The organism is Streptomyces sp. NPDC020875 (assembly GCF_040641415.1).
GTDB lineage: Bacteria > Actinomycetota > Actinomycetes > Streptomycetales > Streptomycetaceae > Streptomyces.
This window is the reverse complement of record NZ_JBFADP010000006.1, coordinates 183,208-189,955: the sequence shown is the minus strand read 5'-3', so window position 1 is coordinate 189,955 and position 6,748 is coordinate 183,208. Positions and strand designations below refer to the sequence as shown.

At 70.0% G+C, this 6,748-nt stretch carries 7 protein-coding genes; 4 read left to right on the top strand and 3 right to left on the bottom strand.

The features are described 5' to 3' along the window. Positions 1-84 precede the first annotated feature (84 nt). Complete coding sequence (locus tag AB0G74_RS05690; protein WP_361141075.1) at positions 85-504, bottom strand: hypothetical protein; 420 nt, start codon at positions 502-504, stop codon at positions 85-87. An 818-nt stretch (positions 505-1,322) separates the two neighbouring features. On the opposite strand from AB0G74_RS05690, the gene AB0G74_RS05685 reads away from it, so the two are divergent. Next, the gene (locus AB0G74_RS05685) at positions 1,323-2,645 is read left to right on the top strand and encodes an XRE family transcriptional regulator (RefSeq protein WP_361141074.1); all 1,323 of its coding nucleotides are present in this window, start codon (positions 1,323-1,325) and stop codon (positions 2,643-2,645) included. After that, positions 2,636-3,139 (top strand): GNAT family N-acetyltransferase, encoded by a 504-nt coding sequence (locus AB0G74_RS05680; protein WP_361141072.1) that lies wholly within the window; start codon positions 2,636-2,638, stop codon positions 3,137-3,139. The genes AB0G74_RS05685 and AB0G74_RS05680 overlap by 10 nt, the downstream gene beginning before the upstream one ends. A gap of 127 nt (positions 3,140-3,266) precedes the next feature. Here the strand turns inward: AB0G74_RS05680 and AB0G74_RS05675 are convergent, their stop codons facing one another. Next, the gene (locus AB0G74_RS05675) at positions 3,267-4,121 is read right to left on the bottom strand and encodes a LysR family substrate-binding domain-containing protein (protein WP_361141070.1); all 855 of its coding nucleotides are present in this window, start codon (positions 4,119-4,121) and stop codon (positions 3,267-3,269) included. Positions 4,122-4,179: 58 nt separating this feature from the next. Here AB0G74_RS05675 and AB0G74_RS05670 point away from each other — a divergent pair, with 58 nt between their 5' ends. Next, positions 4,180-4,587 (top strand): DUF5997 family protein, encoded by a 408-nt coding sequence (locus AB0G74_RS05670; RefSeq protein ID WP_361141068.1) that lies wholly within the window; start codon positions 4,180-4,182, stop codon positions 4,585-4,587. Between the two features lie 111 nt (positions 4,588-4,698). Here the strand turns inward: AB0G74_RS05670 and AB0G74_RS05665 are convergent, their stop codons facing one another. Then, on the bottom strand, positions 4,699-5,685 hold the full coding sequence (locus tag AB0G74_RS05665; protein WP_361141066.1) for a LacI family DNA-binding transcriptional regulator: 987 nt from the start codon (positions 5,683-5,685) through the stop codon (positions 4,699-4,701). 130 nt (positions 5,686-5,815) lie between these two features. Here AB0G74_RS05665 and AB0G74_RS05660 point away from each other — a divergent pair, with 130 nt between their 5' ends. Continuing rightward, on the top strand, positions 5,816-6,736 hold the full coding sequence (locus AB0G74_RS05660; protein ID WP_361141064.1) for a ribokinase: 921 nt from the start codon (positions 5,816-5,818) through the stop codon (positions 6,734-6,736). Positions 6,737-6,748 lie beyond the last annotated feature (12 nt).

Below are 6,748 nucleotides of genomic sequence, written 5' to 3'. Positions count from 1 at the left end.
GGCTCCGGTTGGGTGTCCGCAGTAGGCGCAGGGTGGGGTGAAGGGCTGGGGGGTGGTGAGGAGCGCTTCGCGGGTCATGGGGGGTTACCTCGGGGATGCCCCGGTGGGTTGGGTCGGGGCGTTTCGGTGCGGTGGGGGTGTGATGGTGGCGGTGTAGCGGCCGGTGTGGTCGGTGGCGGTGAGGGTGACCGGGTGGCCGTGGCGTAATCGGTGGTGGGCGGTGCCGATGAGTTCGGGGGTGGCCCAGTGGCGGAGTTGGGTGGGGGCGTCGCCCGTGTCGTAGGCGTATGCGGGCAGGTGTCGCAGTGAGCCGGTGGCCCAGGGGGTGTCCGGGGCGGGGTCGAGGCGGTCGGCGATCCGGTGGGCTTGTACGGAGGTCCATCGCAGGGCCCGCCCGGGGTAGGGGGTTTCGAACGTGCCGAGGGTGACGCGGGCGGTGTGGAGGGTTCCGTAGACGGGCCCTTCGACAGTGATCTCCACCCGGAACCCGGCAGACGTGTTCACGGTGTTACGCCCTGACGGGAGTCGGGGAGGGTGCCGGGCGGGGGGTTCCACTGGACGGTGTCGCACACGACCCGGGAGAACCGCCGGTGCCCGGTCACACTGAGATGGAACGCCATCCAGACCTCGGCGTACTCCGCGTCGACGGGCCGTGCGTTGCCGGGTTCCGGCGGTTCCTGTCCGCACCGGGGAGACCCCGAGACACACTCGACCCTGAGCGTCACGCCCTCAGACGCGACGGCATCCAAAGTCCACTCCCGAAACCGCGACGCCCCGCTCACGCGTCCGGCCCGGCAGCGGCCACGGGCACGCCGTCGTGCGACGGATGACGCCGCAGCAATACGCGACAGTCCACGGCCAGCGACAGATCCCCCGCCCGCCGCGCTTCTTCCAGCAGGGCGCGAAGCCGTAGGCACTCCCGGCACTGTTCGGTCGGGTTCACAGCACACCCCCAGCACGGCGGTTGGCGCTCGACACCTGCGGGCGAAGACGCGCCATGGTCGGACTGAACGAACGGTCGTCCGCGTCCGCGTCGGCGCCTTGGTCCGCCGGGACGGCGTCGGGACACCGGGGACTCCCGCACTCACACGGCGGCCACACAAGCGCCATGGGCACAGGCCAATCGCGGCTACTCGTGTCGTCTCCGCCATGAGGACTTGTGGGCGGTCCGCTTTTAGCGTTGGGCACTGTCGTCAACCTTCACGAGGGTTAATGACCACACCCCGGGACCGAGCGCACGCACGGTCCCGGGGTTCTTTCAATGCCCAGTCAACGACCGCCCTGGCCCCCGGGACAGGTGAAACGGCGGGGAGCGTCCGCACGTGACACCGGTGAATTTTACCTTCGGTGGTGTCTTGGCCGTCGCTCAGAGCTACCGTGAAGGCATGCCGCAGCCGAACCGGAAGCTCGCCGCCCGCATCGAGGAACTCCGGCTCAAGCAGAGAGAGTTAGCCTGTCTCGTCAATGTTGAGATCGGCGTTCTCACAGGGAAACAGGGCAACGTCACCGACGCAGATGTACGTCGATGGCTGCGCGGCGCATCCAGATGGCCGCAGGAGCGAATCAGGATCGGTCTGGAGAGGGCTCTCTGCGCGAGTGCTGTGGATCTAGGGTTCGTGCCGCGCACTAAGCGCCCATTACCCCCGGAGGATGGCCCCATGCGTCGTCGCACAATCCTCAATGCCGCAGGTGGGGCAGCTCTCGTTGTCGGAATCTCGGACCCTGACCCCCTTGGGCGGCTCGGCACCAGCGATGTGCGGCGCTTCCATCAGGATTACGTGGCCATCCTTCGGGATGACGACGCAGGGCGGGACTCTAAGAAGACGGAGGGCCTGGCGGTCGAACTGGCTTCGCGAATCCAATCCGCTCTGGCGATTTCTACTACCTCAGCCCGGGTGCAGGGCCTGCTTCAGCGGCTTGTCGCGGAGGTCCTCAGCTCCGCCGCGTTCGCCGCGCTCGATGCCAAGGCGCCACGGCGGGCGCGTGCGCACCTCGACAGGGCCCTGACCTTTGCCGGCCTTTCTCGGGACGGCGACGCAATGTTTCACGTCTGGAACCATATTTTCCTGACGTCCAGCGTGCGGGAGAATCATCCTGAAGCCGTAGCGGTCGCAGAGGTTATGAAGCGCTCCTCTGTCGCACGGCGAGATTCGCTCTACTCCTCCCTCGGGCATTTGCGCAACGCCAACGGACTGGCCCGCTTGCCATCGCGGCGTTCCGAAGCGCTGAGAGCCCTGAATGATGCTGAAAACGCCTATGCGCGAGCCTCTGACCGAGGTCGGCCCGAGTGGATAAGGTTCTACGACAGTAGCGAGTTCGATGCCCTGTCTGCGTTTGTCTGGGTGGCTCTCGGGGAGCACGCGAAGGCCGAGTACTGTCTTCATCGCGCGCTTGCGTCCATTCCGGAAGGGAAGATTCGCAATCGAGCCTTGTATACGGCGCATCTATCCCTCGCTCAGGCTAAGCAAGGTGATCTTGAGCTGGCTGGGGCGACAAGCCGAAAGGCGTATTCGACGCTTCCGCTGGCTGCCGATTCGGGGCGCGTGATCCGTACTCTGGCTGCCACGCGAAAGGTTCTCGTGGCGTCGGCTTCGAACGTATCCGAAGTTGTCGAATGGATTGAGGAGTCTGCTGAATGGATCTGAGGCGCCATACACACGCGGACGCAAGGGGCCTACGCTCCCTGCTACTGGACATCCATGACGAGGCATACGCCGATACCTCCGACGAGTTCCACTCGCGCGAGCGCTTCTCCCACTTCTTCGACCGCTGGTCTGCACGGGAAGACTGGGTATGCGTTTCGGGCTGGGAGAACGGTGAACCCGTCGGCTATACGTACGGCTCCATGTTCAAACCGGGTGGCTGGTGGAAGGGGCACCTGCGCCCCCGTGACCTCAGAGGATCCGTCTTCGCGCTGTCGGAACTCATGGTCGTTCCGAACTGGCGCGGCACGGGCCGTGCGAAGCGAATCCATGACGCCCTGCTCGAAGAAGTAACGGCCGACTTGGTTGCACTCACGGTAGAGATCCAACGCCCCCGGGTCCAGGCCATGTATGAGCGGTGGAGCTACGCCAAAGTGGGCGAGGCGAAGCCTTCTGACGACTCGCCGTTGTATGCAGTTATGGCTCGGAGACTGTAGATCGTCGGCCAAACGGGTGGGGCTCTCCCGCGTCAGCCCCTCAGTACGTTCACCAGGCGCACGGCGCGCTTCCTGCCGACTACGGAAGGTCACCACCGCGTGTCGGAAGGGGCGCCCCGCCCCGGGGTCAGCGGCCGCCGCGTCCCGGCTTGCGGCCCCGGGTGCCGCCGGAGCCGCGACCCGAGCCGCCGCCCGAGCGGCCGCCGGAAGCGGCGCGGCCGGTGCGGGAGGCGGAGCCCGATCCCGTACGGCCGCCGCCGGTGGCGGACCGCCGCTGACCGGACCCGGACCCGGATCCGGACTTGGTTCCGGATCCGCCACGCCCGGCCCCGCCGGGCTTCGCGGGCTTCTCGTCCTCGCGGCGGCGGCCCCGGGTGCTGTTCACCGTGCGGCCCCGGACGATGCCGATGAAGTCCTCCACCAGGTCGGTGGTGGCCTCCTCGGGCCAGGCCAGGGCGACGGAGGACTGCGGCGCGTCGACCACGGTCCGATAGGTGAGGTCCCGGCGGTGGTGCAGCCGGGCCAGGGACTGCGGGGCCACCAGTACGCCCACCCCGGCCGCCACCAGCTCGATCGCGTCCGCCGTGGTCGCCGGGCGTTCGATCGCGGGTCGTCCCGGGAGCGCCTCCCAGCCGAGCGGGTCGTCGAGGGGGTGCAGCACGATCTCGTCCGAGAGATCCGTCACGGAGACCTCGTCGGCCGCCGCGATCAGGTGGTCCTTGGGGACGATCACCACGGTGGTCTCGGTGTAGAGGGGGATGGCGCTGAAGACCGTACGGTCCACCGGCAGCCGGACCAGCCCGGCGTCCGCGCCGCCGTCGCGGAGCAGGCCGGGAGCCTCGGCGACCGGGGTCTGGAGCAGTTCCAGCGGGATGTCCGGCAGCCGCTCCCGCCAGATCCGGGCCCATTTCGCCGGGGTCGCGCCGGGTACGTAGGCGAGCCGGAAACCGGGGGACGCGGGGGTGGGATCGGGGGCTGTCACGGGCCCAGATTACCGTGCGTGGTCGGATTCGCCGGGCGCACTCGATATCCTTGGCCTCATGACGTCGCACCGCAGCACCCAGTCCATGAAGCCCGCCACGGCGGCGAAGAAGCTGGGTGTGTACCTCGAAGCCACCCCCGCGGAGTTCCGTGAGGGGGTCGTGACCCGCGACGAACTGAACGCGCTCCAGACCGACCCGCCCGCCTGGCTGCGCGAGCTGCGCAAGAACGGCCCGCACCCCCGTCCGGTGGTCGCGGCCCGGCTCGGTACCTCGATCTCCGGTCTCGCCCGCGGCGGGATCACGGAGCCGCTCACCACGGACCAGATCGAGGCCCTCAAGGAGAACCCCCCGGAGTGGCTGGTCCGCGAGCGCGCCACCCAGTCGGAGGTCCGTGAGGAGTCCAAGCGCCTCAAGGCCCGTCGTGATGCCGAGGCCGCGGCCGATGCCGCAGGCCCGGACGCCTGACGGCCGACGCTCGAAGCAGGACCGCCGCCCCTTCGCCCTGGATGTCCGGGGCGAAGGGGCGGCGGTTTTTCAGGTGGACGTCCGGCCGGGTCCGGCGTCTGTGACGGGGTGTCAGCTCTCGTCCGTCGACGCCCTGACCACCAGTTCCGGCGCGAACCTCTCGATCCGCTCCGCCCTTTCCCTGACCGGGGCCTGAAGGAGCGTCAGGCCGCGTTCGGCCATCGCGGCGAGAGGGTGGCGGATGGAGGTGATCGGCGGGTCGAGGAGTTTGAGCATCTCCGTGTCGTCGAAGCCGGTGACCGCGATCTGGCGGGGGACCGCGACCGACGAGCGGTGCAGGGTGCTCACCAGGCCGACCGCGAGGACGTCCGCCCCGCAGACCACCGCGTCGATCCGGTCCCGCTGTTCGATGATCCGGCGGGCCGCCGTCCGGCCGCCGTCGGTGCTGAAGCCGGGGAGCAGGATGGTGGTGGCGTCGGGGCCCTGGGAGTCGGCGAAGGCCGCCACGCGTTCGGCGCCCGATGACGAGGCCTGGTCGGCGACGAGGGCGATCCGGTGGCGGCCGATGCCCTCCAGGTGGTCGACCAGGAGCCGGACCGCCGAGGCGTTGTCGAGGGTGACCGCGACCGTGCCCGAGTCCTTGGCCCAGCGGTCGAAGAGGACCACGGGGCGCCGTCCGGCGGCGTCCCGGATGGCCGGGCCCGAGCCGTCGGCCGAGACCGGGACCACGAAGAGGCCGTCGACCCGGCCGCCGAGCAGGGTCTCGATCTGCTCGGCCTCGATCGTGGTGTCGTTGGCCGCGTCGGTGACCACCAGGGTGCCGCCCGCCGCCCGGACCCGCTGGGCGATGGCGTCGGCGAGCTGGACGAAGTACGGGTTGGCGAGTGTGGGGACCACCACGCCGATGGTTCCGGTCGCGCCGGTGCGCAGGGCGCGGGCGGAGTGGTTGGGCTGGTAGCCCAGCCGCTGTGCCGCCTGTTCGACCCGGCGGGCCAGTTCCGGATCGACATTCCGCTGGGTACCGGCGAGTACCCGTGACGCGGTGGCGCGGGAGACCCCGGCGGCCTCGGCCACGTCGATGAGTCGGGGCGCTGTCACGTGGTGATCCTTCTCGGTCGGTCGGGCGGGGATGCGCCACGGCGGCGGGGCGATCGGGAAGCAAGAGGGTACTTGACGGTTCCGGAACCCTGGTACAGCATGTCGGAAATCGATCTCCCAAGGAGTTCACATGTCGCCCATCACCGTCGTCGGTTCGGTGAACCGCGACTTCGTGCTGACCGTCGAGGATCTGCCGAAGCCGGGTGAGACCGTGCTCGCGCGGCGCTTCGTGGAGGGGGTCGGCGGCAAGGGCGCCAACCAGGCCGTCGCCGCCGCCCGGCTCGGATCACGGGTGCGACTGGTCGCCGGGGTCGGCACGGACGCGGCCGCCATCCTCGACGCCCTGGCGGCCGAGGGCGTGGACCTGGACGCCGTCCGGGCCCGGGAGCGGTCCACCACCGGGATCGCCGCCGTGGTCGTCGACGACGAGGGGGAGAACACCATCGTCGTCAACCCGGGCGCCAACGCCGAACTCGGCGCCGGGGACCTGCCGGACCGGCTGGTACGCGCCCCGGGCGAGATCGTCCTCGTCCAGCACGAGATCGCCCCCGAGGTGGTCGAGCTGGCCGTGCTCCGCGCCCATGAGCAGGGCGGGGTGGTGGTCCTCAACCCCGCCCCGGCCCGGGCCGTCGACGCCCGGATCCTGGCCGCCGTCGACGTCCTCGTACCCAACCGCGTCGAACTGGCCGCACTGCTCGACACGGACCCGCCCGCCACCGTGGACGAGGCCCGTGACCTGCTGGTCCGTGCCGATCTGCCGTGCCGGGCCGTGGTCGTCACGCTCGGCGCGGACGGAGCCGTACTGAAGGAGGCGGGCAGTCCGGACACCCTGCACATCCCCGCCCCCTCGGTCGACGCCGTGGACACCGTGGGCGCCGGCGACACCTTCTGCGGCGCCCTCGCCGACTCCCTCGGCCGCGGCGCCGCCCTCCCGGCGGCCGTCGCGCGGGCGGTGCGCGCGGCGTCGTACGCGACCACCGGTCTCGGCGCCCAGACCTCGATGCCGTACGCCGGCCAGCTCGACCCCCTCGCGGTCACCTCTGCTTCCTGACCTCCCCCGGTC